This is a genomic window from Mesorhizobium sp. L103C119B0 (genome assembly GCF_000502235.1).
Classification (GTDB): domain Bacteria; phylum Pseudomonadota; class Alphaproteobacteria; order Rhizobiales; family Rhizobiaceae; genus Mesorhizobium.
In genome coordinates this window covers 1-1278 of record NZ_AYXE01000067.1, presented here as the reverse complement: position 1 = coordinate 1278, position 1278 = coordinate 1, and the positions used below count along the sequence as shown (strand labels likewise).

General features: G+C 61.8%; 1 protein-coding gene. It reads right to left on the bottom strand.

What is annotated here, in order from left to right; translation table 11 throughout:
- On the bottom strand, window positions 1-1067 hold a 1067-nt coding region (locus X728_RS136950; protein ID WP_023833353.1), incomplete at its 3' end, for a KUP/HAK/KT family potassium transporter.
- Window positions 1068-1278 lie beyond the last annotated feature (211 nt).

Genomic DNA, 1278 nt, shown 5'->3' with positions numbered 1-1278 from the left:
ATGTAGATCTGGCCCGACTGCCGTTCCGACGTGTGCAGGATTTCGAGGCGCGGCAGCATATTGAGCTGCACCGCCTGCCGGGTCAGCGAGAAGGCGCCGGAGATGACCGCCTGGCTGGCGATAACCGTCGCCGCGGTTGCCAATACCACCATCGGGATCAGCGTCCAGCCTTCGTTCATCTCGAAGAATGGGTGGCCGACGTGACCGTTCTTCGCCAGCACGAAAGCGCCCTGCCCGGCATAGTTTAGCAGCAGGCAGGGAAACACGATGGCCAGCCAGGCGAGCACGATGGGCTTGCGGCCGAAATGGCCGAGATCGGCATAAAGCGCTTCGGCACCGGTGACGGCGAGGAAGATGGCGCCGATGGTGACGAAGGCGACATCGGGCGAATTGATCAGGAAGGCGACGATGTAGTGCGGGCTGACCGCCCACAGGATTTCGGGATCGGCGATGATGTGGTTCAAGCCCGAAAGACCGATAGCCAGGAACCAGACCGCCGTGATCGGGCCAAAGATCAGCGCCACACCGCCGGTGCCGAAGCGCTGCACCGAAAACAGGATCGCCAGGATGACCAGCGTCAGCGGCACGACGTAGGGCTGGAAGGTCGGGGTAACGACATTCATGCCTTCAACCGCCGAAAGCACCGAGATTGCCGGCGTGATGACGGCGTCACCGAAGAACAATGACGCGCCGACAACACCGATGGCCAGGATGATCGCCGAGCGGGTCGGGAAACTGCCGCGCGCCAGCGCCATCAGCGACAGCACGCCGCCCTCGCCTCGGTTGTCGGCTCTGAGCACGAACATGATGTATTTGATGGTGACGATAATCGTCAACGACCAGATGATCAGCGACAGCACGCCCAGAATATCGCCGCGCTCGGCGATTTCGCCGCCGGAGGACGCAACAAGCGCTTCCCGGAAGGCGTAGATCGGGCTGGTGCCGATGTCGCCATAGACCACACCGAGCGCGCCCAGCATCAGAACTTTGGTGCTGTGCTGTTCGATTTCGGGATGGCTCGATTGTTCGACGGGTTCTGCCTCAATACCAGCATTGGTAAGGGCCATGGACGACACTCCGATAAGCGCGCGGTGCTCTACGCTTGCTGCGATGCAATATCAAGTGCCGTGACGGTAGGGCTACCATGTTCCCAGCGCAGGGCTTGCCCCGCAATGACCGGTGCGTGGCGTCAAAGGCTGCCGGAAACCTCAGATCGCCACCTGCGTGCCGATCTCGACCACACGTCCGGTCGGGATCTGGAAATACTCCGTCGCATCG